Below are 26,506 nucleotides of genomic sequence, written 5' to 3' on the forward strand. Positions count from 1 at the left end.
GGCTGGGGGCCACGGTGATGATCACGGACTTCGACGTGGGCGTGCGGCTCTTCTCCGCGAAGCTGGACACCGGCACCAGCACGTTCGCTTCCGGGAAGTAGGTGGCCGCGCACTGGCGCGGGATGTTGTACGGCACCACCAGGAACTCGCGCGCCACCCGCGTCTCTCCCTGGAAGTGGCTGGTGAGGTCCACCTTCTGCCCCGCCGTCAGCCCGCGCGCCTTCACGTCCTCCGGGTGCAGGAACACCACGCGCCGCCCCTGGTGGATGCCCCGGTAGCGGTCATCCAGCCCGTACACGGTGGTGTTGTATTGGTCATGCGAGCGCAGCGTCATCATCATGAGCTGCCCGGGCTCCAGCCGGTGGCGCGGCATCGTGTGCACCGTGAAGTGCGCCTTGCCGTCCTTCGTGGTGAAGCGCCCCTCGCGAGGACCGTTGGGCAGCGCGAACCCGCCGGGCTGGTGCACGCGGCGGTTGAAGTCGTCGAAGCCCGGAATGCAGCGCTGGATCAGCTCGCGCACCCGATCATAGTCCTCCACCAGGGACAGCCACGGCACCTTCGAGCGAGCCCCCAGCACCGCGTGCGCCAGCCGGGCCACGATGACGGGCTCGCTGAGCAGGTGCTCGGACGCAGGCGTCACGACGCCGCGCGACGCGTGCACGATGCCCATCGAGTCCTCCACCGTCACGAACTGCCGCCCTGCGGCCTGCGCGTCGTGCTCGGTCCGTCCCAGGCACGGGAGGATGAGCGCGCGCTGACCATGCACCAGGTGCGCGCGGTTGAGCTTCGTGGACACGTGCACGGTGAGCCGCGCGCGCCGGAGCGCCTTCGCGGTGAACTCCGTGTCCGGCGTGGCCGACAGGAAGTTGCCGCCCATGGCGAAGAACACCTTCACGCGCCCGTCGTGCAGCGCTTGAATCGTCCCCACCGTGTCCAGGCCCCTGTGGCGCGGAGGCGCGAAGCCGAACTCCTTCGACAGCGCGTCCATGAACTCCGGCTTGGCGTGCTCCCAGATGCCCATGGTGCGGTCGCCCTGCACGTTGCTGTGACCGCGCACCGGGCACACGCCCGCGCCCTGCTTGCCAATGCTGCCGCGCAGGAGCGTGAGGTTCACGATCTCCTGGATGTTGCCCACCGCGTTCTTGTGCTGCGTGAGCCCCATGGCCCAGCAGAAGATGGTGCGCTCCGAGCGCGCCAGGATGTCCGCCGCCGCTTCAATCTGATCGCGCGGCACCCCGCTCTCTTCCACCACGTCGTCCCACGACACCGTGGCCAGGTGCGCTGCGTACGCGTCGAAGCCCGTCGTCTTGCCTTCCACGAAGGCCCGGTCCACCACCGTGCCCGGCGCCTTCGCCTCCCGGTCCAGCAGCGCCTTGCCCAGGCCCTGCAGGAGCGCCACGTCGCCGTTGATGCGCACCTGGAGGAACAGCTTGTTGAGCGCCGTGCCCGGGCCGAACAGGTGCAGCACCTCCTGCGGGTGCTTGAAGCGGTTGAGCCCCGTCTCCGGCAGCGGGTTGACGCTGACGATTTCACACCCCCGGCGCGCGGCGGCCTGGAGCGCCGTCAGCATGCGCGGGTGGTTGGTGCCCGGGTTCTGCCCGATGACGAAGATGGCCTGCGCGTGGTCGAAGTCCTCCAGCGTCACCGAGCCCTTGCCGATGCCGATGGTCTCCGACAGGCCCGTGCCGCTGGACTCGTGGCACATGTTCGAGCAGTCCGGCAGGTTGTTGGTGCCGAACTGCCGCACGAACAACTGGTAGAGGAACGCGGCCTCGTTGCTCGTGCGGCCGGACGTGTAGAAGGCCGCCTCGTCGGGTGAGCCCAGCGCGTTCAATTCCTCCGCCACCAGCGCGAAGGCGTCATCCCAGGAGATGGGCTCGTAGTGCGCCGCGCCCTCGCGCAGCACCATGGGGTGCGTGAGCCGGCCCGCCTTGCCCAGCCACAGGTCGGACTGCTCCGCCAGCCGCGCCACGCTCCACTCGCGGAAGAACTCCGGCGTCACGCGCTCCTGGGTGCCCTCCTCCGCGATCGCCTTCGCGCCGTTCTCGCAGTACTCCTGCACGGAGCGGTGCGCGGGGTCCGGCCACGCGCACCCCGGACAGTCGAAGCCGTCCTCCTGGTTGATCTTCCAGACGAGCTTGCCGCCGCGAAACGGGCCCGCCTCGCTCAGCACGTGCTTGAACGCGCTCAGCACCGCGGGCACCCCGCCCGCCACCGTCTTCACCGGCCCCACGTCCGGCGCCCGCGTCTCCAACGGAGGCTGGGCCGCCGGCACCGCCAGCGCGTTCCCCTTCCCGTCCTGTCCCTGATCCATGTCCCACCTTTTGCGCGGCGCGACTCTACCGCGCCCGCGTCCTCCCGGCAGGCCGGGGGGCTGAGTCCCCACTGCGCCACGGAAAACCACGATTACAAGCTTCACCGGGAGCATGCAGGATGATTTCACGCGGAGTGCCCCCCGGCGCTCCGCGTCAACCCCCGCCGCAGGAGACATCCCCCCATGAAGGCCTTCCGTTCCGCCATCGCCGCCGCGCTGTTCCTGTCCCTCCCCGCCCTGGCCGCGCCGGTGGTCCACAGCATCTGGTCCAGCAAGGGCCTCTACGTCGCCGACACCACCGGGCGCTACCCGGTGACGAGCGCCAATGTGGTCGTCGCCTGGAACCAGTCCACCAACACCGCGTTCGTGAACTTCCACGGGTTCGCGGGCGGCAACGAGTACGACTTCGAGCTGGTGGGCTCGCCGGCCATCGCGACCACGGTGGATGACATCACCGGCATCTGGAACATCCGCCGCAACGGCGCGTTCATCTGCACCGGCTGCTCGGGCACCGCCTACTGGCTGAGCCTGCCCGCGGGCGCTGGCAACTACTTCAAGTTCTACGACTCCACCAACGTGTTCCACTTCAGCGCCTACATCGACGCGCGCAAGGACTACTGACGCACGGCGTCCAGCGTGTCCGGGAGCAACGCTGGCCCTGCACGCAAGCCCCCCGCGGCCCCGGGGGTTCGGTTAGGGTGCGCTGCCCCTTTTCCAGGAGTCTTCCGCATGTCCCGCATCATCCGCGCCTCTCGCGGCACCACCCTCTCCTGCAAGGGCTGGGTGCAGGAGGCCGCGCTCCGGATGCTGATGAACAACCTCGACCCGGAAGTGGCCGAGCAGCCCGGAGACCTGGTCGTCTACGGCGGCACCGGCAAGGCCGCCCGGGACTGGCCCTCGTTCGACCGCATCGTCGCGAGCCTCCAGAGCCTCACCGACGAGGAGACGCTGCTCGTGCAGTCCGGCAAGCCCGTGGGCATCCTGCGCACGCACCCGGACGCGCCGCGCGTGCTCATCGCCAACTCCAACCTCGTGGGCCACTGGGCCAACTGGGAGCACTTCCACGAGCTGGAGAAGAAGGGCCTGATGATGTACGGCCAGATGACGGCCGGCTCGTGGATCTACATCGGCACGCAGGGCATCCTGCAGGGCACCTACGAGACCTTCGCCGCCGCGGGCCGCTTCCACTTCGGCAGCGAGGACCTGGCCGGCCGGCTCATCCTCTCCGGCGGCCTGGGCGGCATGGGCGGCGCGCAGCCCCTGGCCGCGACCATGAACAACGCCGTGTTCCTGGGCGTGGAAATCGATCCGCACCGCGCCCAGCGCCGCGTGGAGACGCGCTACCTGGACGTCGTGGCCAAGGACCTGGATGAGGCGCTGGCCCTGGCCAAGGACGCGCAACAGAAGCGCGTGGGCCGCTCCATCGCCATCATCGGCAACGCGGCGTCGGTGTTCCGGGAGCTGTACAAGCGCGGCATCAAGCCGGACCTCGTGACGGACCAGACGAGCGCGCATGATCCGCTCAACGGCTACATCCCCACGGACCTGTCGCTGGAGGCCGCCGCGGAGCTGCGCAAGCGCGACCCGGAGGGCTACGTGAAGCGCGCCCGCGAGTCGATGATCATGCACGTGCAGGCCATGAACGACTTCCAGGCCGCCGGCAGCCACGTCTTCGACTACGGCAACAACCTGCGCGGCCAGGCGAAGGTGGGCGGCATGCAGAACGCCTTCGAGTTCCCCGGCTTCGTGCCCGCGTACATCCGCCCGCTCTTCTGCGAGGGCCTGGGGCCCTTCCGCTGGGTGGCCCTGTCCGGAGACCCGGAGGACATCCGCCGCACGGACCGCGCGGTGCGCGAGCTCTTCCCCCAGAAGGCATCGCTCAACCGCTGGCTGGACATGGCCCAGGAGCGCGTGGCGTTCCAGGGCCTGCCCGCGCGCATCTGCTGGCTGGGCTACGGCGAGCGCGCCAAGGCGGGCCTCGCCTTCAACGAGCTGGTCCGCAAGGGCGAGGTGAAGGCCCCCATCGTGATTGGCCGTGACCACCTGGACTGCGGCAGCGTGGCGTCCCCCAACCGCGAGACGGAGGCCATGAAGGACGGCTCGGACGCGGTGGCGGACTGGCCCATCCTGAACGCGCTGGTGAACGCGGTGAACGGCGCGTCGTGGGTGTCGTTCCACCACGGCGGCGGCGTGGGCATGGGCTACTCGCTGCACGCGGGCCAGGTCATCGTCGCGGACGGCACCCCGGAGGCCGCGCGCCGCATCGAGCGCGTGCTCACGTCCGACCCGGGCATGGGCGTGCTGCGCCACGCGGACGCGGGCTACCCGGAGGCCATCGACGTGGCGAAGGAGCGGGGCGTGCGCATCCCCGGCCTCACCGCCTAGAGTGCGGCGGATGCGAGGTCGCGTCCGGACGTTGGTGATGGCAGCGGCGGTGGGAGTGCTCGCGGGCTGCACGCCCACCACCGCCGGGCCCATGGTGATGCGCATGGGCCCGGGCCTGCCCCAGGAGAACTTCTTCCAGCTGGGCCTGCGCGCCGGCCCCCGCCTCAACGCCCCGCAGCTGTCGGAGCGCGGGGAGAACGGCACCTTCCACGGCGACGCGAAGCCCTTCCACAATGATCAATGGGGCATCGACATCGACGGCTCGGTGACGGTGCCCGTGAGCGACCGGCTGTCGTGGCACGTGGGCCTGCAGGGCGAGTTCGTCGGCCTGCCCGTGCCCGGCTACGGCGTCTATTCGGGCGTGTCGTACTACGCCGGCTCGGAGCGGCTGGGCCTGGCGCCGGCCCTCTCCGTGCGCGGCGCGTCCGACTTCGGGCTGGGGGAGACGGACAGCACCAGCAGCCTGTTCGGCGTGGAGGCCACCTGCGCCTTCACCGTGCAGCCGGAGCCCGGCATGTCGCTGGGCCTGGTGCCGTTCATCAGCGTGAACCAGTCGCTGGTGAACCCCGGCTCGCAGGTGACGACGTACTTCTATGGCGCCGTGGTGGCGGCGCAGCTCAAGTTCGGCGGGACGCGCACGAAGCTGGAGCTGTCCGGCGGCTTCGGCCGCGCGCACTCGGGTGACACCCACTGGAACGCGCCTGTCGTGGGCGCACGCGGAGGACGCTGAAGATGGAAGCCCTGGACCTGTGGGTGCGCAACACCTCCGAGGTGCTCACCGTGGAGGGCACCCACCGCGAGCCCGCGGAAGCGGCCCTCACCCCGCGCCCCGGAGCGGGCATCGGCGTGAAGGACGGCCGCGTGGCCTACGTAGGCCCGGAGTCCGGCCTGCCCAAGGGCGCGCTCACGGACGCGACGGAGGTCATCGACGCGGAAGGGGGCTTCGTGGGCCCGGGCTTCGTGGATCCGCACACGCACCTGGTGTTCGCGGGCGAGCGCTCCCATGAGTTCGACCTGCGCAACCAGGGCGCCACGTACCTCGAAATCGCCAAGGCCGGCGGCGGCATCGCCAACACGGTGAGCGCCACGCGCGCCGCGAGCGAGGAGGAGCTGGCGAAGCTCGCCCTGCCCCGCCTGGAGCGGCTGCTCGCGCAGGGCGTGACGACCGCCGAGGTGAAGAGCGGCTACGGCCTTTCGCTCGACGACGAGCTCAAGATGCTGCGCGCGGTGCGCCGCCTGGGCACCCTGTCTCCGCTGGAGCTGGTGCCCACGCTGCTGTGCGCGCACGCCGTGCCCGCCGAGTACAAGGACCGCCGCGCCGGGTACCTGGACCTCTGCATCAACGAAATCCTGCCCGCCGTCGCGCGCGAGGGCCTGGCGCGCTTCTGCGACGTCTTCACCGAGGACAGCGCCTTCACCGTGGAGGAGTCCCGCCGGCTGCTCAACGCGGGCAAGGCGCTGGGCCTCACGCCGCGCCTGCACGCGGATCAGCTCACCGCGTGCGGTGCGTCCGCCCTGGCCGCGGAGGTGGGCGCCGCCAGCGCGGACCACCTGGAGCAGGTGACGGACGAGGGCATCCGCGCGCTCGCCGCCGCGAACGTCACCGCCGTACTCGTGCCCACCTCCACCCTCTTCCTGCGCATGCGCCCCTACGCGCCCGGCCGGAAGCTGCGTGACGCGGGCGTCAACATTGCTTTGGGTTCAAACGTGAACCCCGGTTCTTCCATGACGGAGAACCTGGCGTTGGTGCTGGGGCTCGCCTGCCTGGAGAACGGCCTGTCAGCGGCGGAGGCCTACTGGGCCGCCACCCGAGGCGCCGCGCAATGCTTGGGGTTGCAACGGCAAGGGCGTCTGGCAGTGGGCGATGCGGGCGACCTGGTGGTGTTCGCCTGTCGCGGCTACCGGCATCTGCCTTATCATCTGGGTATCAGTCACGCGCGCGTGGTGGTGAAGGGCGGACGTGTGGTGTTTCGCGCGCGTATGAATCACTGCCCCTGAGTGGGTGCCGCTGAACAACTGGCACCAGACATGGGGGCAGGTGGAAGTTCCCTCGTGGGCCGGCCGTTGTAGAGATCAGCTGCCACCATGTGCCGATTATTTGGTTTCAGGAGTGCTGTTCCCGCTGCTGTGCATACCGCCCTTGTGACGGAGAGGAATTCCCTCCTCATCCAGTCGCGTGAACACAAGGACGGCTGGGGTATCGCCACGTATGGACAGGAGTGTTCGCCGCTCGTCGCTCATGGCGTAGGCCCGGCGCACAGCGACCCTGACTTCGAGCGCGTGTCGAGCCAGGTCTCCGCGCGCACCGTGGTCGCGCACATCCGTCAGGCGAGCGTGGGCGCGGTGGAGCTGCGCAACTCGCACCCGTTCTATTACGGCCGCTGGTCCTTCGTTCACAACGGCACGCTGCGCGAGTTCGCGAAGCACAAGGCCGCCGTGGAAGCGCTCATCCACCCGGAGCTGCGCGTCAACATCAAGGGCACGACGGACAGCGAGCGCTGCTTCTATCTGTTCCTGACGCGGCTGTCGGCGCGCGGGCCGCTCGACGGCACGGTGAGCGTGGAGGCGATGGCGCAGGCGCTCGCGGAGACGATGACGCTGGTGTCCACGATGACGGACGTGCCGGGGAGCCGCGAGCCGAAGGAGCGCTCCGCGATGAACTTCCTCGTCACGGACGGCGAGGCGATGGTGGCCACGCGCCGCAACCGCACGCTCTTCATCTCCTCCGGCATGGGCGGATGCCCGGACGCGCTGCGCGGGCCGAACACAAGCGTGCCGCTGCAGCAGTTCCTCGTCGCCAGCGAGTCGCTGTGCGGCGGGCCGCACTGGGTGCCGGTGGATGAAGAGGACGTGGTGGGCGTGGACGCGCGGCTCGTGTTCCACCGCTGGAAGGTGCAGACGCTGGCGGACGGGGTGCTGAACCCGCGGCCGCTGGAGCAGCACGCCACGTTCTGATTCAGCCCAGCCACGCCTCGAGCAACGCGGCGGGACGCGCGCCGAAGGCCTCCACGTCGAGGCTCCGCGCGTCCTCGCCCTCATGGCGGAGCGTGACGCGCAGGAAGTCGCGCGGCGCGGCCTGGGGGATGCGGTCCAACCACTCCACAAGCATCGCGTGGTCGCCGCCCACCAGGTCCAGGAACCCGGTGGCGTACAGCTCGTCGTAGTCCGACAGGCGGTACAGGTCCGCGTGGTAGAGCGGGATGCGGCCCGCGTACGGATAAACGATCGCGAACGTGGGGCTGGCCACCTCGGACTCCGCGACGCCCGCCCCTTCCGCCACGCCGCGCACCAGGTGCGTCTTGCCCGCGCCCAGGTCGCCAATCAGCCCCACGAAGTCCCCGGGCTGGAGCAGCTGCCCCAGCTTCACGCCCAGCCGGTGCGTCTCCTCCGGTGAAGGAGACACGAGCCGCCGCGAGCGCGTGCTGCTCATCGCTCCCACCGCGTCCAGACGTGGCCCAGGCCAATCAACAAATCCGTGGCGATGAGCCCCATCATCCCGCGCTGCTGGGCCATCAGGTCGCCCGCGAGCCCGTGCGCGTAGACCGCCGTCCACGCGGCCTTGGGCAGCGGAATCCCCTGCGCGAGCAGCGCGCCGCACACGCCCGACAGCACGTCACCCGTGCCGCCCGTGGCCATGCCCGCGTTGCCCGTGGGGTTGATGAACACGCGCCCACCGGCCTCCGCGATGAGCGTCCGCGAGCCCTTGAGCACCACCGTGCAGTTGAGCGAGGTGGCCAGGTTCAGCGCCACGCCCACGCGGTGCGCCTGCACGTCCTTCGTCGTCCGGCCCCACAGCCGCGCCATCTCTCCCGGGTGCGGCGTGAGCAGCACGGGTCCCTTCGCATCCCGCAGCACCTTGAGGTCCTCGGCGACGGCGTTGAGCGCGTCCGCGTCCAGCACCGCGGGCACCTCCACGGACGCCAGCAGGTCCCCAATCAGCGCGCCCGTCTCCGGCCCCCGGGGAATGCCCGGCCCCATCACCAGCGCGTCCTTGCCCTCCAGCGCGGCCTTCAGCGCCTCGAGGTCACCCTTCCCCAGCGGGCCCTCGCCCGGCAGCGGGACGCCCATGATCTCCGGCGAGTGCGCCATCACCCACGGCAGCGCCTCCGGGCGCGTGGCCACGGTGACGAGCCCCGCCCCGCTGCGCAGCGCGGACAGGGCCACCATCGCCGCCGCGCCCGTCTTGCCCGGGCTGCCCGCCACCACCAGCACGTGGCCGTAGGTGCCCTTGTGCGAATCCGCGCGCCGCCTGGGCAGCGCCTCCCGAGCGTCCTTCTCCTCCACGCGGAACAGCTCCGCGCCGGACACCGCGCGCGTGGACTCACCGCCCAGGCCAATGTCCACGCGCCGCACGTCGCCGCACAGCGACGCGCCGGGCTCCAGCTCATGCGCGGGCTTCACGAAGCCGAACGCCACCGTGACGTCCGCCTCCACGCACGGCGAGAAGGGCTCCGCCGTGTCGCTCTGCAACCCGGACGGCACGTCCGCGGCCACCACCTTCGCCCCCGCGCGCCGCCACCGCGCCACGGTGCCAATGGCGTCCGCGAAGATTCCCTCCGGCGCGCGCTTCAGCCCCGTGCCGAAGAGGGCATCCACCACCACGTCGCCAGGGCCGGCCTCCGGCAGCGCCTCGAAGGCGCGGGGCGATTCACCAAAGCCCTCCAGCGCCTGGAGGTTGCGCTTCGCCTCCGGGGTGAGCTTCTCGCTGTCCCCCACCAGCGCCACCACCACCCGGGCACCACCCTCCAGGAGGAAGCGCGCGGCGACCAGGCCGTCCCCGCCGTTGTTGCCGGGACCGCACAGCACCGTGAAGCGCCCGCCCGGGCCCGCGACACTCCGCGCGGCCTCCGCGAGCGCACGGCCCGCGTTCTCCATCAACAGCCCGGACGGCATCCCGTGCTTGTCCTGGGCGGCCACTTCGGCCTCGCGCATCTGGTTCGCGGTGAGCACGCGCTGCATGGCTTCCAACCTCCCTACTTCGTCTGGAGCACCACCGTGGCCGCGGCCACGCCGGCATCATGGGTGAGCGCGAGCATCGCCTCCCACCCCCGCGCTTCCATCACCTCACGGGCCACGCCGGAGAGCACGAAGCGCGGCGGACCGCCCTCGCGCACCACCTCCATGTCCCGCCACTTCACTCCTGGAGGCACGCCCATCGCCTTCACCAGCGCCTCCTTCGCCGCGAACCTCGCCGCGTACGCGCTGGCCGCGTCGTGCCGGGGCGCGCAGTACGCGCGCTCCCCGTCGGTGTACACGCGCGCGAGGAACGCCTCCGCGCGCGGACCGGCGAGGATGCGCTGGATGCGCTCGATGGAGCAGAGGTCCAACCCCAAGCCGACGATGGGCATACGGGCTGCGTCTCCTCACCCCGGGTCGCGCATCAGCTCGAGCATCTCACGCACCGCGCGCTCGAAGCCCACCAGCACCGCGCGCGCCACGATGGCGTGCCCGATGTTCAGCTCGTCGATCTCCTGGATGCGAGCAATCGCCTGCACGTTGTCGTAGTTGAGCCCGTGCCCGGCGGCCACGCCCATGCCCAGCTTGGCGCTCGCCTTGGCCGCGTCCACGATGCGCGCCAATTCCCGCGCGCGCTCCTTCTCGTTGCGCGCCTCGCAGTAGCGGCCCGTGTGCAGCTCGATGCGGTCCGCGTTCACCTTGTGCGACGCGCGCACCTGGTCCAGGTCGGGGTCGATGAACAGCGAGACGGCGATCTCCCCGTCCTTGAGGTTCTTGATGATCTTCGCGATGGACTCGCGCTGGCCGGCCACTTCCAGGCCGCCCTCGGTGGTGAGCTCCTCGCGCCGCTCGGGGACGAGCGTCACCACGTCCGGCTTGTACTCGTAGGCGATCTTCACCATCTCCGCGGTGGCGGCCATCTCCAGGTTCAGGAGCGTCTGCACCGTCTCGCGGAGGATGCGCAGATCCCGGTCCTGGATGTGGCGCCGGTCCTCGCGCAGGTGGATGGTGATCTGCCGGGCGCCGGCCAGCTCCGCCATCGCCGCGGCCGTCACCGGATCCGGATACACGGTGCGCCGCGCCTGACGCAGCGTCGCCACGTGATCCACGTTGACACCCAGTCGCTGTCCCATCGTCCCGCTCCTTGCGCTGGCGCGGTGCGGGATTGTCCAGGGACCCGGGCCCGCGCCGGCCCCTCTATTCGTGGCCGGCGTCCGGAAGTCAACCGCTGTCGCTAACCGTTGAGCGCCTTGGAGAGCGCCTCAACGATTTCGCGGGCGTACGCCTCGTTGCGCGCCGCGTCCTCGCCTTCAATCAGCACGCGGGCCTTGGGCTCCGTGCCGGAGAAGCGCACCAGCACGCGGCCGTTGCTGCCCAGCTTCTGCTCCACGTTCTTGATGGCCTTCATCACCGTGGGCAGCTCCCCCAGCTCCTTCTTCTGCTTCACGACGACGTTGAGCAGCGTCTGGGGCACCGGCTGGAAGATGGAGGCCAGCTCCGACAGCGGCTTCTGCTGGCGGCACATCACGGCCAGCAGCTGCAGCGCCGCGAGCGTGCCGTCGCCCGTGGTGGTGTGGTTCAGGAAGATGAGGTGGCCGCTCTGCTCGCCGCCCAGGCTGTAGCCGTTGCGGCGCATCTCGTCTACGACGTGCCGGTCGCCCACGCGCGTGCGGACCACCTTCACGCCCCACTGGGACACCGCGCGCTCCAGGCCGATGTTGCTCATCACCGTGGAAACGAGCGTCTTCTTCTTCAGCTCCTTGCGCGCGACGAGCTCACCCGTGCAGATGGCCATGATGGCATCGCCGTCCACGACGTTGCCCTTCTCGTCCACGACGATGAGGCGGTCCGCGTCGCCGTCCAGCGCGATGCCCAGGTGGGCGCCGTGCTTCACCACGGCCTTGGCCAGGCCCTCCGGGTGGAGCGCGCCGCACTTGTGGTTGATGTTCTTGCCGTCCGGGGACACGCCCAGCGCGATGACCTTCGCGCCCAGCTCCTCCAGCACCGCGGGCGCCGTGCGGTACGCCGCGCCGTTGGCGCAGTCCACCACGATGGTCATCCCCTCCAGCGTCAGCTCGCGGGGGAACGTGGCCTTCAGGTAGACGATGTAGCGGCCGCGCGCGTCGTCCAGGCGGATGGCCCGGCCAATCTTCGTCGCCGTGGGGCGGATGTTGTCGATTTCGCCGCTGGAGACCAGCTCTTCAATCTTCGCTTCGGTCTCGTCCGGCAGCTTGAAGCCGTCGCGCCAGAAGAACTTGATGCCGTTGTCCTGGTACGGGTTGTGGGACGCCGAGATGACGGCGCCCGCGTCCGCGCGCATGGACGTGGTGAGGTTGGAGATGCCGGGCGTGGGCAGCGGGCCCACCTGCTCCACGTCGACGCCCATGGAGATGAGGCCGGCGGACAGGGCCTGCTCCAGCATGTAGCCGGACAGGCGCGTGTCCTTGCCCACGATGACGCGGTGGCGGTGCGGACCGTTGCGGATGAGGTACGCGAGGGCGCGGCCCAGCTTCATCGCGACCTCGGCCGTCATCGGATAGACGTTCGCCACGCCACGGACGCCGTCCGTGCCGAACAGCCTTTCCGTCTTCTGCGCTTCCTTCGGGGGCATGTCCATCCTGTACGCCATGTGTGCCGCTCCACCTTTCCCATTGCCGGAAGGGCTCCGGCCACTCGCGTCCGGGGCTTATACCCCGTCCGGCACGTGGGCCCGAAGCTAGGGATGCGGTGCCACCCAGGCAAGCGCCCAGGCATGCTGAACCTGCTTGTCTACGACGCCAGGGCTTGCGCCCGTCAGCCGCCGTACAGGTCACCGCCACCCCGGGCCCGCCGGATGGCGTCCGCCACCGCCAGCGCGTCCCGGGCCTCGCCCACGTCGTGCACCCGCACCACGTCCGCGCCCCCCATCACGGCCATGGCCGCCACGGAGCCCAGGGTGGCCGCCAGGCGCTCCTGGGGGCCCTTGCCGCCCGCAAGCTTCCCGAGGAAGGACTTGCGGCTGGTGCCCACCAGCAGGGGCTGTCCCAGCCCGCGCAGCTCCTCCAGGCGGCGCAAGAGGAAGAGGTTGTGCTCCAGCGTCTTGCCGAACCCGATGCCCGGGTCCAGCAGGATGCGCCCGCGCGGGATGCCCGCCTCGGTGGCGGTGAACATCCCCTCCTCCAGGTAGTCCATCACCTCGGCCACCACGTCCTGGTAGCGGGGGGCCTCCTGCATCGTCCTGGGCATCCCCTGGGTGTGCATCAGGCAACACGCCGCGCCCGCCGCGGCCACCACGCCGGCCAGCGCCGGGTCCGCGTGGAAGCCGGTGACGTCGTTGATGAGGTGGGCGCCGGCCTTGAGGGCCTCCTTCGCCACCGCCGCCTTCATGGTGTCCACGGAGATGGGCACGGTGGAGCGGCGCTTGATGCCCTCCACGACCTTGAGGACGCGCGACAGCTCCTCGTCCGCGGACACCGGCAGCGAGCCCGGCCGGGTGGACTCGCCGCCCACGTCGACGATGTCCGCGCCCGCGTCCACCAGCTTCAGCGCGTGCTCCACGGCGCTGTCCGCGTCCGGGAGGCTGCCGCCGTCGGAGAAGCTGTCCGGCGTCACGTTCACCACGCCCATGAGGTACGTGCGCGCGCCCCACTCGAACCGGCGGCCGCTCAGGGTCAGCGCCGTCATGGGCGTGGGGGACAGCACCTCCTCCAGCACGCGCGCCAGGCCGTCCGTGCGCGGGGACTTGCGGGCGAGCGAAATCAGCCGGTCGAACTGCTGGCGGCTGCCGGACAGGAGCACCTCGCCGGGGTGGTCCACGTGGACACCGGGCGTCCAGGTGGGCAGCTTCTCGCGCTCCTTGGAGCCGTACGGAGGCACCAGCTCCTCCTCGTAGGAGGGGCGGCCCCCGGTGACGAGCACGTGCGCATAGCCCAGCTCGCGCGTCAGGTGCTCGCGCATGCGCGGCGACAGGTTCAGCCGGCGCAGGACGAGCGACAGGTCCTCGGGACGGTCTCGCGAGATGAGGCGGGCACGCAGCACGTTCAGGTCCCCTTCAGAGCGTGAGGGCGGTGAATCAGTGTCGCCGCTTCGCCGGGTCCAGGGAAGAGAGGACGACAGGAACGCGCACGGGGCCCGGCGCCTCGCGAGCAAGGCACCGGACCCTGCGTCAGCGCGTCACATGCCTACGGTGTGAACTGGATGAGCCCCATGTCCGTCTGCCCCGACGACACGAACGTCGTGGCGCCCACCGGCGTGGAGCCCTCGAACGTGAAGGCCACCCGGGTGGAGCCGTCCGGCAGCACCGCCATGAACGCGTTGGACACCCGGGGCCCCAGCATGCGCGACCAGCGGTGGGCCCCCGTGGGGCTGTAGCTGGCCACGAACCGGATCCCGCGGCCCTGGGGCTGGCCGGCCGTGCCCAGCACGCCGCCGCCGAAGTCGAATGTGTCCGTCGACACGCTGCCGTTCACCAGGATGTTGCCCGCGCCATCCACCGCCACTTGATTGGCGACGTCTCCGCCGGGCTCGGTCGTCAGCACGCGCACCCAGCCCTCTCCGCCGGACGCGGTGAGCGTGCCGAAGACGCCGTCATCCGGCACGATGTCGTGCATGGGGTCATGGCTCGAATACGTCTGGCCCTTGAAGGTGAACGTCCCGTTGAAGCCCCCCGCGAACGCCACGCCCCCATCGGGCAGGGCCGCCAGTCCGCGGATGCGGCCGACGCTGCCGTTCAGCCCATAGCCCCACACCGGAGCGCCGGCGGGCGTGAAGCGCGCCACGAAGCCCGTCCCCACGCGCTTGCCCGGGCCCGCGAGGACGGGGTTGTTGCCGCGGCCTCCCATCAGGATGTTGCCGTTGGCATCCGTGGTGAGCGCGTTCGCCTCGGTGTATTCGTCCAGGGTCTCGAAGGCCTGCGACCACTGGTGGCCGCCGTTGTAGTCGTACTTCACCAGGAAGAGGGACTGGGTCTGATCATCCCGGGACTCGCTCATCGCCCCCGCGTAGAGCTCACTGCCACCCAGGTTCGTGTAGCCCTCGAAGTGGCCCGCGACGATGACGCTCCCGTTGGCGTCGGTGGCGACGACGGTGGGAATGACGATGGAGCCGTAGACCTGGCCCTCCCCCCACCCTGGCCGCTTCTCCGCGCGGAAGCCGCGCGCCCAGACGGGGTTTCCGGTGGGGGACAGCTTCAGCACGAACATCCCCGTGCCGGCATTGATGGGCTGCAGCGGACCGGTGCCGAAGTCCGGGCTGCCCTGGTAGGTGCCCACCACCAGCACGTTGCCCACCGGCGTCACCGTCATCGCCCCCAGGGACACCGGCTGCCCCACGCCATATGCGCGCGACCACTGGTGCTGGGCCGCGTTGTTGAAGCGCGCCACCAGGAATCCCGAGGGCCCCGGCAGCGGCGCGCCTCCCGCTTGCGCCGGGCCGTCGAAGTACCCGCCCCCCAGCACGAAGCCGGTGCCATCCGGCAGGTTGAACAGCCCCGCCGCGGACTCCCGCGCCGCGCCCCCCAGCGTCTTCGCCCAGGTCTGGGAGGGCGTGCTGCTGCCCCGGTAGGTGCACCAGTCGTAGCGGTAGACCGTGTCCAGCTGCGGCCTGCGCGAAACGTTGGACGCCTCGAGCGAGGAGAACTCCGCCCCGTCATCCCCCATCGGGAGGACGCCCACGTCGAAGGTGTGGCGGTCGAGCACCGCGCCCTTCACGTCCGCCGTCAGCCAGGCGTCGTTGGCGACGGAGGCCACGGTGGCCACCGCGGCGCCCTCCGTCGGCCGGGTGTTCCAGGTGACGGCGGGCGGATAGGCGCCTCCCGTCACCGGATGGAGCGACACGCCCGTGTTCGTCCCCTGCTTCGCGTACAGCCGCAGCCGCGCCTGGATGAGCTCGCCGCCCTCCCCCGCCAGCTGGAAGCGCAGATACGACTGGTAGCGCGTGGGGGCCGCGTCCACGTACAGCGTGGACCCGGTGCTCATGTTCAGGTCCGGCTGATCAGCGCGCACCGACGCGTCGGTCACCGTCACCAGGGTCCTTGCGTCCAGGTACGTCTGAGGCTGGCACGAGGCGGGCAGCGCCGCCTGCTCCACCGCCTTCAACGCCCCGTCCTGGACGTCATCCTCCGCCCCTGTCGCTCCGCCGCACCGTGGCAACACCGCCAGCATCGCCAACGCCGCTGCCCCCTGCGCTCCCCGCTTCCATCCATTCCGCATTGTCTTGGCCGTCCCCCACGAGGCCTTCCCAGCCCCGCGGTTCGTCCAAATTGCATCCGTGGTGCCAGCGAGAATCCGCTCGCGGACAGGGGACCTGCCCTCCAGGGAGGGAATGCGGAGGGCCCGGAGTGGCGCCAGGAGTTCACAAAGACAAACGAAAAGGCCCTCCCCGTTTCCACGGGAAGGGCCTTCGTCACTTCAGGAGGACGCCTTCAGAGGCTTTACGCCTTCTTCGGCTCCATGTTGGGCAGGCCCTCGAGCGCGTCGAGGATCTTCCGCTTGTCCTTCTTCTCCGTCGGCTTCGGCGTGGAGGACACGCGCGGCGCCGGGCGCTCGCGGGTGAGCTGGCCGCCCTGCAGGATGATGTTCACGTCCTCGGCGTCGAGCGTCTCGTACTCCACCAGGGCGTCGGACACGCGCTGGAGCACGTCCAGCTTGTCCGTCAGCAGCTGCTTGCCGGTCGTGTAGCAGCCCACGACGATGCTGCGGACCTCCAAGTCGATCTGCCGGGCGGTGTCCTCGGAGTAGTCCTTGGACGAGTTGAAGTCGCGGCCCAGGAAGACCTCACCGTCGCTCTTGCCGAACGCCAGCGGGCCCATCTTCTCGCTCATGCCCCAGCGGCACACCATGGCGCGCGCCGTCTCCGTCGCACGCTCGATGTCGTTCGCCGCGCCGCTGCTCATCTCGTTGAACATGAGCTCTTCGGCGATGCGGCCACCCATGGCCATGGTGATCTGGTCGAGGATCTGCTTGCGGTAGCCGTTCACCTTGTCCTCGGTGGGCAGGCTCCAGGTGACGCCCAGGGCCTGACCGCGCGGGATGATGGTGACCTTGTGCAGGGGGTCGCAGCCGGGCAGCAGCTTGGCGAGGAGCGCGTGGCCGGCCTCGTGGACGGCCGTGTTCCGCTTCTCCTTGTCGGTCATGATCATGGACCGGCGCTCCGGGCCCATGAAGACCTTGTCCTTCGCCTGCTCGAAGTCCGCCAGGTCCACGCGCTCCTTGTTCTGGCGCGCGGCCATCAGGGCCGACTCGTTGACCAGGTTCTCCAGGTCCGCGCCCGTCATGCCGGGCGTTCCGCGGGCGATGACCTCCAGCTCCACCTCCGGGGCCAGCGGCACGCGGCGGGTGTGCACCTTCAGCACGCCCAGGCGGCCCTTCAAGTCCGGACGGGGAACGATGATGCGGCGGTCGAAGCGGCCCGGGCGCTGGAGTGCCGGGTCCAGCACGTCCGGACGGTTGGTGGCGGCGATGAGGATGACGCCGTCGTTGGACTCGAAGCCGTCCATCTCCACCAGCAGCTGGTTGAGCGTCTGCTCGCGCTCGTCGTGACCACCGCCCAGGCCCGCGCCACGGTGGCGGCCCACGGCGTCGATCTCGTCGATGAAGATGATGCAGGGGGCGTTCTTCTTGCCCTGCTCGAAGAGGTCGCGCACGCGGCTGGCGCCGACGCCCACGAACATCTCCACGAAGTCCGAGCCGGAGATGGAGAAGAACGGGACGCCCGCCTCACCGGCCACCGCGCGGGCAAGCAGCGTCTTGCCCGTGCCCGGGGGGCCCATCATCAGCACGCCCTTGGGGATGCGGCCGCCCAGCTTGGTGAACTTCTTGGGGTCCTTGAGGAAGGCGACGATCTCCTCCAGCTCCTCCTTGCACTCGTCCACGCCGGCCACGTCCGCGAACGTGACCTTGTTGTGGCTTTCGCTGAGGAGCTTCGCCTTGGACTTCCCGAACGTCATCGCCTTGCCGCTGCCGCCCTGGAGCTGGCGCATGAAGAAGATGAAGAACAGGAACAGGAAGACGACGGGCATCCACTGCCCGAGGATGGTCAGCCAGAGGCTGTTCTGCTCCTCGCGCTCGTACTTCACGTCCACGCCAGAGGCGCGGAGCTGGTTGAGCACGGCCACGTCCGGCGCGGGCCCCGTCGTCCGGAACTTGTCGTTCGAGTCGCTGAACGTGCCGGAGTAGGTGTTGCCCTTGACGGAGACGGCACGGACCTTCTTCTCCTCCACCTTGGTCAGAAGCTGGGTGAAGGTCGGTTCCTGCACCTGCTCGTTGCCTTGCGAGAAGAAATTGTAGAAGGCGACGAAGAGGACGATCAGGATGACCCAGAGCCCGATGGTCTTGTAGGTCGAACGCACGTTTCAGCTGCCCTTTCGGTACTCGGCGGGATGAGGGCCGTGCCAGGAGGAACCCTGGCGAAGTTCGTCATGTGCCCGGCGCCCGCCCGTGTGCAGGCCAGCGACGGACCGTATCAGCAACAGTAAAAAGCCCTCAACTATTTAGGGGACCGTGACCATCCCCCGTTTTCGAGCTTCGACTCTATAACGGAGGGGTCTTCCGTTCGCTTGTGGCCAGCGGAAGGGCCCACAACGAGTGTCGGGAAGCCACCTCGTGCGATGGCGCATGGGGTTCGACGGAGCGCGGCAGGATGCCGGGGAGCCACAGCGGCTCACCATGCGCGTCCACCACGACGGGCTGCGCGTCGCGCGCTTCCGACGGGACGCGGGCATCCACCAGCGCGTCCTGCACCTTGCGGTGGCCCGCGCGCGTCCGGACGCGGTCTCCCTGCTGCCTCGAACGCACCGTGAGAGGCCACGCCGTGTCCACCTCCAACACCAGGGCCAACACGCCTGGGGGAGGCATTCCTTCCGCCACCTGGAAGCGCCATGCGCCAAAGTCGCCGAGGGCCCCCGGCCCCGGGAGCAGGAGCGGCGCGGGCGGCGCTTCCCGTCCAGGCCCCACGCAGCGCACCCGCCCGCCGGTGGCCTTGAGCTGGAGCCCGTCGCTGAGCGGCATGACGCCCCCGCGAGCCACCACCTCCCTCGCGCGCGCCAGCGTGGCGTGGTCCACCCGCGCGCCCGCCGTGCCCAGCAGCCGTGCGAGCACGCGGCGCGACAGCGGAGGCTCCAGCGCGCGCAGCCCCACGGCATCCAGCCCGCCCCCGGGCACCACCAGCCGCTCCCAGGCCGCGTCCGCCATGTTGGCGAGCAGGGCTTCGTCCTCGGAGGCGAGCCGCGCGAAGGTGGCCAGGTGCTCCACGGTGCTGAAGCCCGCGGCCCGGTGCAGCGCGGGCAGCACGTCCTGGCGCACGCGCGTGCGGAAGAAGGACGGGTCCGCGTTCATCGGATCGCTCACGAACTCCACCCCCTCGGTGGCCAGGAAGGCGAGCACGTCCTCGCGCGAGCACGCGAGCAGCGGGCGGAGCAGCGTAGCGGCGCGCGCGTGGATGGCCCGCGCGCCCTTCAGCGCCGTTCCCCGCGCCAGGCGCATCAGCAGCGTCTCCGCCTGGTCGTCCAGCGTGTGGCCCGTGGCGATGAAGTCCAGGCCGCGCTCCTGGCGCAGGACCTCCAGGGTCGCGTAGCGCGCCTCCCTCGCCCGCGCCTCCAGGCCTGCACCGGGGACGAGCTCCAGCCGCCGGACGTGGCAGGTCAGGCCCAGGCGCGTGGCCAGCCCCACGACGGAGGTCACCTCCTCCGCGGCCTCCGCGCGCAGGCCATGGTCCACCGTGGCCACCTCCACGCGCATCGCCAGCGCCTCACGCACGCGCGCCGTTCCAACGAGGAGCGCGGTGGAGTCCGCGCCGCCGGAGACCGCGAGCAGCACCGAGCGCGAGGCGGCGCCGTGCTCGGCATAGGAGCGGGCGAGCGCGGCGGGCAGCGGGGAACTTTCGAAAGACGCGCGGGGCATGGCGCCAGCGTTCGGAATGGAGTGTGGGGTGGCCGGGTTACAGATTCGCGGTGGACGGAAGGCGTGGGAAGGCAGTCGATGATTCCCACAACGGCGGAACGCGGGGCGGAAATAGAACGGCGCCTCGCGGTTGTTGGCTGGAACGTTCTGGACTTCATGACGTTGGACCTAGGGGTCCCCCCCCTCCCCCTCTGGGTCCACGGGGCCGCTCGGAGATTCGCTCCCTGCGGTCCCTCTTTCCGGAACGCCCCGGTCTCCCTCGCGGAGGCCGGGGCGTTTCTCTTTTTTCCCTGCCACACATTGTCGGAAGCGGAGCGTTCAGCCTCCGGGCGCACGCTTGAGTGCTCCGAAACCGTTGACCCTTCAGGGCGTCTGTCGGATAACCGCTCCGGTGTGTTCAGGTCGTCACCTCGAATCCGCCCCGGAGACCCAGGCATGGCAGGCACCGACAAGCGCAAGCAGTCGCTGTACTTCCCCGAGGAGATGCTGAAGGAGATCCAGGAGGAGGCGAACCGGCAGGACCGCTCCCTCTCATGGGTGGTGCAGCAGGCCTGGAAGATCGCCCGCGACCGCATCAAGTCATTCCCTGCCGTCAATGACGTGACGGGCGACGAGCGCACGGACCCGCGCGAAGAAAGGCCGTAAGGCAGGGCAATGGCCACCACGGATCACCGCAAGCAATCCCTCTACTTCCCCGAGGACATGCTGGAAGAGATCCAGCGTGAGGCCACGCGGCAGGACCGTTCCCTGTCGTGGATCGTCCAGCAGGCCTGGAAGGTCGCCCGCGCTGACATCCGGCGCATGCCCTCGGTCAACGACGTGCTGGGCCCCCTGCCTCCACGGCCGGTGGCCGCCGCGGCGCAGACGGCCACCTCCGCTCCGGCGGTGGTGACCTCCAGCGCCCCGGCCTCCTCGGACGAGCCCTCCAAGCCTTAGGGGCCTTCGTCCTCCCCCCGGCCCCCGTGAAGCCTTGCATCCCGCGCACGACGTCAGCGCGGGGCAGGCCGGGCGGGCCGGGCGCAGTTGGTGAAGACGATGCGCGGGGCCTCCTTCAGCGCCTGGACCGGGCTGGGGTACGTGCTCTTCATGTACGCCGCCGCGATGTTGGCGTCCGTGCCGCCGGATTTGCGCGCCGTCACCGGGTTGCGGTCCGGGTCCTGTCCCGCGTTGCCCAGGATGCCGCCGTAGCCGTCGCCTCCCTCCAGCAGGAACGTGGACATCGCCACCCGGTAGCGGATGGACGCGTCGTCGCGCGCGGGGATGGCCACGTCGCGGCCTCGCACCCGCAGCCCTGTCACGCGCTGGCCCCTGGGGCGCGCGCAGTCCACGCGCAGCGTGGTGCCCTCGGAGACGTGAAGGAAGGCGCCGGAGGGCGACACGATGGACTGCCCCTCCACGGCCAGCCCCTCCACGGAGTGCTCGAAGAGGTCCACGATCTGCTTCTCCGTGAGGTCCACCGTCACGAGGAGGTTCTCGAAGAGGATGACCTCGTGCAGGACGCCGTTGGTGAGCGGCCCCGTGCGCAGGGACGTGCGGGTGACGCACAGGCCCTCGTCGCGCAGCGAGCCGCCGTTGATGATGCCCAGGTCCGTGGGCTTCGCGGCGCCGTCCTCCGCGTGGAGGAACGCGTCCGCGGCCAGCTGCCCCAGCGCGTTGTTGTCGTGGCGGGTGAAGGCGTTGCCCAGCTGGACCTCCTCGCCCAGGTAGCCCACGACGGCGTCGGGGTCGTCCACCAGGGGGACGCAGGAGTCGTTGTACGCGAGGCACCCGGGCAACAGCGCGAGCGCCGCGAGCGCGGCGGTGAGGTGGCGGCGGTCCATCAGTAGAAGGCCCTCAGGGTGAGGTAGCCGGACACGCCCTCGCGCGGCAGCAGGCCGGTGACGCGGTCCGAACGGGGCACGTCGTCGCGCAGGTCGTGGTCGAAGAGGTTCTGCGCGTAGAGCGTCACCTCGAAGTGCTCCCAGATGGGCTCGGTGCGCAGCTGCGCGGTGATGAGGCTGTAGGCGGGGATTTCGTAGCGGCGGATGAGCTCCAGCGTGGAGCGGTTGTTGTTGCGGCGCTCGGCGCCGGAGCGCACCACCACGTCCAGGTTCAGCCAGTCGCCCAAGGGCATGGAAACGCCCGCGTTGAAGCGCGCCTGGGGCACGTCCGTGAGGAGCCGGGCCTGGTCCGGCAGCTCCAGGTCCTGCGCGCGGGACAGGCTGGCGTTGACCCACGCGGCGGCGCGCTTGGACGCCTCCAGGCGGGCCTCCGCCTCCACGCCGTACACGCGCACGCCCAGCTCGCGGTTGCGCAAGGGGACGATGTTGCCGCTGGTGTCCACCGGGGTGATGGGCGAGGCGAAGTTCTGGAGGAAGGCGTTGGCGCGCACGCGCACGCGGGTGTCGCCCGCGGCCTGGACCAGGTCCATGCCCAGCTCGAAGGTGTCCACGGTGGTGGGCTTGAGCAGCGGGTTTCCCTCGAAGCGGCCCTGGTTGTAGTCGGTGTCGGGGATGCGCTCGACCAGCTCCTGGGGCGTGGGGGCGCGGAAGGCGCGGCCGTACAGGGCCTTGAGCACGAGCGCGTCCGACGCGGCGATGACCAGGCCCACGCGCGGGTTGACGCGCACCACCATCTTGCTCGCGTCGAGCGCGCCGGATGCGTCTTCCGCGTCTGGCAGCTGCGTGGCGTCCAGGCGCAGGCCGAAGGTGAGCGTGAGCGCGGAGAGCACGGTCCACTGGTCCTGCGCGGAGAGGCCCAGGTTGAGGCGGCGGGAGGCCGCGCCCTGCGTGAGGTCCACGAGCCCTTCCGGAGCAGCGGGGCTGGGGCGCAGGCGCCCGTCGAGCGTGTAGTTCGTGGTGTAGGCGTACCGGGACAGCGACTGCTGTTCCGCGACGAAGCCGAGGGTGAGGTGGTTCTCCTTCGTCAGCGCGAGGTCCGCGTCCACGGAGGCGGTCACGGTGCGCACGGTGACCTGCGTCTGTTCCTGGAGGCCGTCGGGGAAGAGGCGCTCCAGGCCGCTGCCGGTGCGGAAGTCGTGGGGTGTGAGCTGGAACAGGCGGTCGGTGGACTGCTGATCGAAGCCCAGCCGGGCGCGCACCTGGCCGTTGCCGGAGAGGGGGCGCTCCCAGGTGAGGTCCGCGAGGAGCACGTCCCAGGACAGCTGGGAGTCGTTGCCCACGGTGTCGAACAGGCCGACGAGCGCATCTCGCTTCTCCGAGAGGTAGCGCGCGGTGACGCCCACGCGGCCGGCGCTGTCCAGGCCGTAGGACACGCCTCCGCCCACGTTGAGGAGGAAGCGTCCGTCGCGGGTGCGGCCCGCGGGCTGGTCCACGTCGCGCAGGCCCTGGGCCACGGACTCGTCGTCGAGCGCGTCATGGTCGATGACGAGCGAGTCACCTTCCTGGGACCAGAGGTCCAGGTCCGCGAACAGGCGCAGGTCGCCGGTGGTGTGCGCGGCGGACAGGTGGCCGTCGGTGGCGAGCGCCAGGCGGCCATCGTCGCGGGGCACGCCGCCGGTGGTGACGGCGCCACGGACGCCGTCGGCGCGGGTGGTGACGAGGTTGACGACGCCCTGGAAGGCGCCCGCGCCGTAGATGGCGGAGCCGGGGCCGCGGATGACCTCGATGCGTTCCAGGTTCTCCACCGGCAGGTTCATGAGGGCCTTGCCGTCGAAGAAGTTGTTGAGGCGGTGGCCGTCGAGGAGGAAGAGGACCTCCGCGTCGTTGCGAAGGCCCCGGATGGCGGTGCGGTGGAAGCCCTGCACGTCGCGGCTGACGGACACGCCGGGCACCACGTCCAGCACGTCGGCCACGGTGCGGGCGCCGAGCGCGATCATCTGCGCACGGTTGAAGGACGCGCCGATGGCCGGCACGGTGCGGACGGCCTCCTCCTGGAGGGTCGTCACCGAAAGGACGTCCTCCGCGCTGTAGAGCGCCAGGTCGTCATCCATGGAGCCGGAGGTGCGAGTGGCCCCGGAGCTCGAGCGGCCGGTCGTCCGCGAGTCCTTTCCATCCGCGCGGGTCGAGGCGCGTGAATCCGTGCCGCTTCCGCGGGTCGATGCGCGTGGGTCGGATGCGTCCGTGCGGGTCGAGGCTCGCGAGTCCGTGCCAACTGCGCGAGTCGAAGCTCGCGGGTCGGACGCATCCGTCCGGGTCGAGGCTCGCGAGTCCGTGCCACCCGTGCGGCTCGCACCTCGTGAGTCCGCACTGCTCGCGCCATTCGAGGCGCGCGAGCCGGCCTCGCCCTCACGGTTCGAATCGCGCGAGTCCGCACCGCTCACGCGAGTCGAGGCGCGCGGGTCGGCCACATCCGCGCGGTTTGAACCGCGGGAGTCCGTCCCCCTGGAAGGGCTCGACGTCCGGGAGTCCACGCTGTCGGTTCGATTCGGGGGCCTTGTCTCGGCACCCGCCGTACCTGCCGGGCGGCCCGACGCAGGTGGCGGCGCTGAAGAGCCCGCCGCGTCGTCGTCCTCCCCTCCCCCGGACGGCGGCGTGAAGGCATCGATGGCGGGCGCGGACCTCGGGTCCTTACGGGCCCCCTTGCGGCCCGGCGGCGCGCGACCGGGCGGTGGCTCCGGAAGCTGCGCCCCCACCATCACCCTCGCGGGCCGGAGCGCGGACATGAAGAGCGGCGTGCGCGCCCCGTCCACCATCGCCGCCTCGACGAAGTACTCCACGCCGGGTGACACCATGTGCTCCGCGGGAATCACCGCGCGGTACAGGTCCCCGTACTGCCGCTCCATCGGGACCTGCACGTACGGCTCTCCCGGACCGCGATAGCGGACGAAGAGCTCCAGCACCCTGCCGCCATCCACCAGCGTCGCATCCAACTGGAGGGACTGCCGGGCCTCCGCGCGCGGCGGCGCCGCATGCAGCAGCGCGGGCTCCTGCGCGTGGACGGGGGCCGCGACGAACACCACGGCACAGAGGATGAGCGTGCGAGGAAGAACGGTCTGCAAGATTGACGACGATGGTCCGTTGCAGGGCCATGCGAGTCAAGCAAGCCACCTGCCCCACGTCCCGCTGATTTTTTGCCGCACCCGCGAGCGCATGCGACGGTGCCCACCGCTCCATGCGTGCGTCGCTCGCCCTCCACCTCGCCCTCTTCCGCCGCCAACGCGCCCAGATCGCCCGGGTGGTCGAAGGCCGCACCGAAGCCTTCCGCGCCTACGAGGCCCGCTACCGCCGGCGCACGAGCACCTATCAGCGCGTGGTCCCCCTGCCCCACGTGCACCAGCGCATCGCGGCGTCGGACTTGGTCTACGTCGGCGACTACCACACGCTGCCGCTCGCCCAGCAGACCTACCTGGAGCTCGCGGAGCGCGCCCTCGCCTCCGGCCGCCGCGTCGTGCTGGCCCTGGAATGCGTGGAAGGCCGTCACCAGGCGGCCCTCGACGCGTACCTCGCGGGGCGCCTGCCCGAGCGCACGCTGCTGTCCCGGCTGGGCCACGGCCCCAACCCGGGCTTCGGTCCCGGCGCCGGCATCCGCGCCGTGCTCGCCTTCGCGAAGCGCCTCAAGCTCCAGGTGGCCGCCATCGACCGGCGGGCCCAGGGTGAGCGCTCGCTCGCGCTGCGAGACGCCTTCGCCGCCGAACGCATCGCCCACGTGGCCCGCGCGGAGGACGTCCCGCTGGTGATGGTGCTGGTGGGCCAGTTCCACGCCGCGCCCTGCCACCTGCCCGCGCAGGTGGAGCGCGCGCTGGGAGACACCCACCCGCGCCGGAGCCTCGTCGTGTACCAGAACGCCGAAGGGCTCTGGTGGCGCCTCGCGCGCGAGGGCCGGCTGGGCGGCGCGGAGGCCGTGGAGCTGGCGGACGGCGCGCTGTGCCTGATGAACGCCTCGCCCGTCCTCTGCCAGCAGAGCTTCCTGGACTACCTGGAGGCCGAGGGCGACGACGCGCCCCTCCTGGACCGCAGCGCCGCGGAGCGCTTCCGCGACATGGCGGAGCTCATCGGCGGGCTCGCGGGCGTGCCCGTGGGCCGCGAGCTGGACTCGGTGGAGGTGACGACGGCGGCGGACGGCGACGTGCTCGCCCGCATCCGCCGGCGCGGCCGCTTCACCCAGGCGGAGCTGTCCCAGCTGCGCAAGCACATCCTGTCGCGCGAGAGCAGCTACATCCCCCGCGCGCGCACGGCCTACCTGGCGTCGCTGTCGCTCAACCACGCCGCGGAGGAGGCCGCCCACTTCGTGCGCCACTGCGCCGTGGGCGACGCCATGGACGCCCCGCGCGGCGCGTCCGAGGCCTTCTACGCCCGCTGCCTGGAAGAGGCCCTGGGCTTCTTCGGCTCCAAGCTGATCAACCCGCGCCGCACCTGCCCCAACGTGACGGAGTGGGCGAAGCGCTTCGGCGAGGCCCGGGGCCTGGAGCGGCAGATCGCCGCCTTCGTGCTCGCCCACAAGGCCACGGAGTCCGAGGCCCCTGACGAGGCCGTGAAGCTCCTCCCCCTGCGCCGCGACCGCCTGTTTCACGGCGTCAGCCACGCGCTGGGCTACCTCCTGGGGGACAGCCTCTACCGCGCCTTCGACGCCGGCCAGGTGGACACCGCCGACATCCGCGCCCTCTTCCGCGACCCGTTCGAGGAGCCGAGGGGCGCGTACCTGGCCTGGGCCGCGCGCCTGCGCGGTCTGTAGGGCCGTGGCGGCGACGACCCAGCTGAATCCCGCACGCACTTGAAGCTACATTCCGGCGGATGACCCCATCTCCTCGTCCGCTCCCGGGCGTTGTGTCCGCCGTCCTCCTGTCCCTCGCGGTGGGCCTCGTGCTGCCAGGCTGCTTCCCCGCGCAGGGCGCCTGTGTCCATGGCTCGTCCATCTACTTCTGCAATGAGGACACCGAGGACGAGTGCCGCGACTTCTGGTGCGATGGCTGGGACTACTGCGGCTACTTCGACGGGGACTCGTGCGAGGAGGCCGGCTTCTCGGAAGGCACGACCTACCTCTCCTCCTACTCGGAGCCGAGGACGCCGGACTGGAGCTTTGGAACGCCGTCCGGCGG

The 26,506-nt window shown here is 70.7% G+C and carries 21 protein-coding genes; 9 read left to right on the forward strand and 12 right to left on the reverse strand.

Annotated features, from left to right (window positions below):
- Positions 1–2,314, reverse strand: a 2,314-nt coding sequence (locus D7X55_RS10500) for an FdhF/YdeP family oxidoreductase (protein ID WP_121722981.1), incomplete at its 3' end; no start/stop codon positions are given.
- Positions 2,315–2,497: 183 nt separating this feature from the next.
- On the opposite strand from D7X55_RS10500, the gene D7X55_RS10505 reads away from it, so the two are divergent.
- The 5 genes from D7X55_RS10505 (at position 2,498) to D7X55_RS10525 (ending at position 7,654) form a co-directional block, all read left to right on the forward strand.
- Entirely contained in the window at positions 2,498–2,935 is a 438-nt protein-coding gene (locus tag D7X55_RS10505) for a hypothetical protein (RefSeq protein ID WP_120550600.1), read from the forward strand.
- Between the two features lie 108 nt (positions 2,936–3,043).
- Complete coding sequence (gene hutU / locus D7X55_RS10510) at positions 3,044–4,699, forward strand: urocanate hydratase (protein ID WP_121722982.1); 1,656 nt, start codon at positions 3,044–3,046, stop codon at positions 4,697–4,699.
- A 10-nt stretch (positions 4,700–4,709) separates the two neighbouring features.
- Positions 4,710–5,429: a hypothetical protein gene (locus D7X55_RS10515; protein ID WP_120550602.1), complete on the forward strand. Its 720-nt coding sequence runs from the start codon at positions 4,710–4,712 to the stop codon at positions 5,427–5,429.
- Between the two features lie 2 nt (positions 5,430–5,431).
- A complete protein-coding gene (hutI, locus tag D7X55_RS10520) occupies positions 5,432–6,697 on the forward strand; it encodes an imidazolonepropionase (RefSeq protein ID WP_121722983.1) in 1,266 nt (421 codons plus the stop codon).
- Between the two features lie 87 nt (positions 6,698–6,784).
- A complete protein-coding gene (locus D7X55_RS10525; protein WP_120550604.1) occupies positions 6,785–7,654 on the forward strand; it encodes a class II glutamine amidotransferase in 870 nt (289 codons plus the stop codon).
- A gap of 1 nt (position 7,655) precedes the next feature.
- Here the strand turns inward: D7X55_RS10525 and tsaE are convergent, their stop codons facing one another.
- The 9 genes from tsaE to tilS form a co-directional block, all read right to left on the reverse strand.
- Positions 7,656–8,129 carry a tRNA (adenosine(37)-N6)-threonylcarbamoyltransferase complex ATPase subunit type 1 TsaE gene (gene tsaE, locus D7X55_RS10530; RefSeq protein ID WP_120550605.1) on the reverse strand — a complete coding sequence of 158 codons (474 nt, stop codon included), beginning with the start codon at positions 8,127–8,129 and terminating at the stop codon, positions 7,656–7,658.
- Positions 8,126–9,658 carry an NAD(P)H-hydrate dehydratase gene (locus D7X55_RS10535; RefSeq protein ID WP_121722988.1) on the reverse strand — a complete coding sequence of 511 codons (1,533 nt, stop codon included), beginning with the start codon at positions 9,656–9,658 and terminating at the stop codon, positions 8,126–8,128. The genes tsaE and D7X55_RS10535 overlap by 4 nt, the downstream gene beginning before the upstream one ends.
- A 14-nt stretch (positions 9,659–9,672) precedes the next feature.
- Positions 9,673–10,047: a holo-ACP synthase gene (locus tag D7X55_RS10540; RefSeq protein WP_120550606.1), complete on the reverse strand. Its 375-nt coding sequence runs from the start codon at positions 10,045–10,047 to the stop codon at positions 9,673–9,675.
- A gap of 15 nt (positions 10,048–10,062) precedes the next feature.
- Complete coding sequence (locus D7X55_RS10545; protein WP_120550607.1) at positions 10,063–10,788, reverse strand: pyridoxine 5'-phosphate synthase; 726 nt, start codon at positions 10,786–10,788, stop codon at positions 10,063–10,065.
- 101 nt (positions 10,789–10,889) lie between these two features.
- On the reverse strand, positions 10,890–12,284 hold the full coding sequence (gene glmM, locus D7X55_RS10550; RefSeq protein WP_120550608.1) for a phosphoglucosamine mutase: 1,395 nt from the start codon (positions 12,282–12,284) through the stop codon (positions 10,890–10,892).
- 164 nt (positions 12,285–12,448) lie between these two features.
- Positions 12,449–13,672 (reverse strand): dihydropteroate synthase, encoded by a 1,224-nt coding sequence (gene folP / locus D7X55_RS10555; protein WP_120550609.1) that lies wholly within the window; start codon positions 13,670–13,672, stop codon positions 12,449–12,451.
- A 143-nt stretch (positions 13,673–13,815) separates the two neighbouring features.
- The gene (locus tag D7X55_RS10560; protein ID WP_233609778.1) at positions 13,816–15,795 is read right to left on the reverse strand and encodes a DNRLRE domain-containing protein; all 1,980 of its coding nucleotides are present in this window, start codon (positions 15,793–15,795) and stop codon (positions 13,816–13,818) included.
- 269 nt (positions 15,796–16,064) lie between these two features.
- Positions 16,065–17,981, reverse strand: a complete 1,917-nt coding sequence (gene ftsH, locus D7X55_RS10565; RefSeq protein ID WP_120550611.1) for an ATP-dependent zinc metalloprotease FtsH — start codon at positions 17,979–17,981, stop codon at positions 16,065–16,067.
- Between the two features lie 181 nt (positions 17,982–18,162).
- Positions 18,163–19,530: a tRNA lysidine(34) synthetase TilS gene (gene tilS / locus D7X55_RS10570; RefSeq protein WP_121722985.1), complete on the reverse strand. Its 1,368-nt coding sequence runs from the start codon at positions 19,528–19,530 to the stop codon at positions 18,163–18,165.
- Between the two features lie 435 nt (positions 19,531–19,965).
- Here tilS and D7X55_RS10575 point away from each other — a divergent pair, with 435 nt between their 5' ends.
- A complete protein-coding gene (locus D7X55_RS10575; RefSeq protein ID WP_014396356.1) occupies positions 19,966–20,175 on the forward strand; it encodes a TIGR04563 family protein in 210 nt (69 codons plus the stop codon).
- Between the two features lie 9 nt (positions 20,176–20,184).
- On the forward strand, positions 20,185–20,466 hold the full coding sequence (locus tag D7X55_RS10580) for a TIGR04563 family protein (RefSeq protein WP_014396355.1): 282 nt from the start codon (positions 20,185–20,187) through the stop codon (positions 20,464–20,466).
- A gap of 53 nt (positions 20,467–20,519) precedes the next feature.
- Here the strand turns inward: D7X55_RS10580 and D7X55_RS10585 are convergent, their stop codons facing one another.
- Entirely contained in the window at positions 20,520–21,350 is an 831-nt protein-coding gene (locus D7X55_RS10585; RefSeq protein WP_120550613.1) for a 5'-nucleotidase C-terminal domain-containing protein, read from the reverse strand.
- Entirely contained in the window at positions 21,350–24,469 is a 3,120-nt protein-coding gene (locus D7X55_RS10590; RefSeq protein ID WP_121722986.1) for a TonB-dependent siderophore receptor, read from the reverse strand. Before D7X55_RS10590 ends, D7X55_RS10585 begins: the two co-directional genes overlap by 1 nt.
- Before the next feature lie 113 nt (positions 24,470–24,582).
- Here D7X55_RS10590 and D7X55_RS10595 point away from each other — a divergent pair, with 113 nt between their 5' ends.
- A complete protein-coding gene (locus D7X55_RS10595; RefSeq protein WP_121722987.1) occupies positions 24,583–26,142 on the forward strand; it encodes a ChaN family lipoprotein in 1,560 nt (519 codons plus the stop codon).
- Between the two features lie 59 nt (positions 26,143–26,201).
- Positions 26,202–26,506 (forward strand): hypothetical protein (locus D7X55_RS10600; RefSeq protein WP_147470077.1); only part of this gene is annotated, 305 nt, incomplete at its 3' end.

Origin of the sequence: Corallococcus sp. AB049A (assembly GCF_003668885.1) — a bacterium.
In the GTDB taxonomy this organism is placed as follows: Bacteria; Myxococcota; Myxococcia; order Myxococcales; family Myxococcaceae; genus Corallococcus; species Corallococcus interemptor.

Coding starts and splice junctions, on each gene's coding strand:
- D7X55_RS10505 (WP_120550600.1), top strand. CDS start 2,498: ATGAAGGCCTTCCGTTCCGCCATCGCCGCCGCGCTGTTCCTGTCCCTC.
- hutU (WP_121722982.1), top strand. CDS start 3,044: ATGTCCCGCATCATCCGCGCCTCTCGCGGCACCACCCTCTCCTGCAAG.
- D7X55_RS10515 (WP_120550602.1), top strand. CDS start 4,710: ATGCGAGGTCGCGTCCGGACGTTGGTGATGGCAGCGGCGGTGGGAGTG.
- hutI (WP_121722983.1), top strand. CDS start 5,432: ATGGAAGCCCTGGACCTGTGGGTGCGCAACACCTCCGAGGTGCTCACC.
- D7X55_RS10525 (WP_120550604.1), top strand. CDS start 6,785: ATGTGCCGATTATTTGGTTTCAGGAGTGCTGTTCCCGCTGCTGTGCAT.
- tsaE (WP_120550605.1), bottom strand. CDS start 8,129: ATGAGCAGCACGCGCTCGCGGCGGCTCGTGTCTCCTTCACCGGAGGAG.
- D7X55_RS10535 (WP_121722988.1), bottom strand. CDS start 9,658: ATGCAGCGCGTGCTCACCGCGAACCAGATGCGCGAGGCCGAAGTGGCC.
- D7X55_RS10540 (WP_120550606.1), bottom strand. CDS start 10,047: ATGCCCATCGTCGGCTTGGGGTTGGACCTCTGCTCCATCGAGCGCATC.
- D7X55_RS10545 (WP_120550607.1), bottom strand. CDS start 10,788: ATGGGACAGCGACTGGGTGTCAACGTGGATCACGTGGCGACGCTGCGT.
- glmM (WP_120550608.1), bottom strand. CDS start 12,284: ATGGCGTACAGGATGGACATGCCCCCGAAGGAAGCGCAGAAGACGGAA.
- D7X55_RS10560 (WP_233609778.1), bottom strand. CDS start 15,795: ATGCTGGCGGTGTTGCCACGGTGCGGCGGAGCGACAGGGGCGGAGGAT.
- tilS (WP_121722985.1), bottom strand. CDS start 19,530: ATGCCCCGCGCGTCTTTCGAAAGTTCCCCGCTGCCCGCCGCGCTCGCC.
- D7X55_RS10575 (WP_014396356.1), top strand. CDS start 19,966: ATGGCAGGCACCGACAAGCGCAAGCAGTCGCTGTACTTCCCCGAGGAG.
- D7X55_RS10580 (WP_014396355.1), top strand. CDS start 20,185: ATGGCCACCACGGATCACCGCAAGCAATCCCTCTACTTCCCCGAGGAC.
- D7X55_RS10585 (WP_120550613.1), bottom strand. CDS start 21,350: ATGGACCGCCGCCACCTCACCGCCGCGCTCGCGGCGCTCGCGCTGTTG.
- D7X55_RS10595 (WP_121722987.1), top strand. CDS start 24,583: ATGCGTGCGTCGCTCGCCCTCCACCTCGCCCTCTTCCGCCGCCAACGC.